The organism is Escherichia sp. KCJ4928, from assembly GCF_004352695.1.
GTDB lineage: Bacteria > Pseudomonadota > Gammaproteobacteria > Enterobacterales > Enterobacteriaceae > ECMA0423.
In genome coordinates, this window is the sequence record NZ_SJWV01000455.1 from 1 (window position 1) to 968 (window position 968).

Genomic DNA, 968 nt, shown 5'->3' on the forward strand with positions numbered 1-968 from the left:
GTCAAGGGGGAAGGGTAGGGGGGACCTCAAGCTCCTATAATAAGGGGTCCGCTTGGAAAACGGATTTTCCCACGTCAAGAGAATTGAGTTGAACGAGTGGTTACATCCAAGCCTGCTAACTCACTGAACGTAAAGGATGTACGAAATGTTCCTACCGTCCGATAACCATTTGGCTTACTTCCGTACATTCCCTTGCGTAGATGTTCAGAATTGTACGATTTCGGACACCAAAACCGCTGTTGTCCCGCCATTCTGGCGATTCCTGAAAGTCCTTTGGCTAAAAAATAGTCTTAACGTGGTTTATTTTCCGAATTCCAAACTGACCCCTTATTCATGGTTCTTGCATCTCCGTCAGACGTTTTTATATCCGGACAGCCCCTCTATGGCCACTTCTGTGCAGTATGCAATACTCGCAGGATATACACTTTTCCCCACTGGCTGTCGACCTCATAAACCAGAACAAAATGCGGGTGAATAACCAGTTCCCGGGTACCTTCCACACGACCGTTGCGGCCTTTATACGGCTGCCCGGCCAGGCTGCTGGCTGAATAACCAATTCGTTCGTCCAGTTCAATGGCGGCCATCAGGTTCTGCTCCGCAATGTACTCACGAATGCACTTCCTGTCCTGGCTGGCCAGCATGGTCCAGAATATCTCCATCATTTACCGGCAACCTTCCTGCTCATTTCATCCCGCCATGCAGCAGCGGAAGATTCGACCATGTCATGGGGAAGCACATCGCCGCGCCCGAGTTGCTGACGTCCTGCCTCAACCTGGTCACGGAACCAGGTATTATGCTGCCGTTCAACGGTCTGACGCATAAAATCCCGGATTAACTGAGAGCCATTACGGTCCATGCTTTTTGCAGCGGCCATAAAAGCATCCTTCAGTTCAGCGTCGATTCTTAAACTCATATTAACCTGTGCCATTTATCACCTCGTCATTACTACGTATATACACAGTATATAA

Annotated in this window: 2 protein-coding genes; both read right to left on the reverse strand. The window is 49.1% G+C overall.

Features of this window, described 5'->3' with window-relative positions; all coding sequences use genetic code 11:
• Positions 1-380: 380 nt before the first annotated feature.
• Positions 381-659: a type II toxin-antitoxin system toxin YacB gene (yacB, locus tag E0D98_RS24795; protein WP_244558601.1), complete on the reverse strand. Its 279-nt coding sequence runs from the start codon at positions 657-659 to the stop codon at positions 381-383.
• Complete coding sequence (yacA, locus tag E0D98_RS24800; protein ID WP_000079945.1) at positions 659-928, reverse strand: type II toxin-antitoxin system antitoxin YacA; 270 nt, start codon at positions 926-928, stop codon at positions 659-661. The genes yacB and yacA overlap by 1 nt, the downstream gene beginning before the upstream one ends.
• Positions 929-968 lie beyond the last annotated feature (40 nt).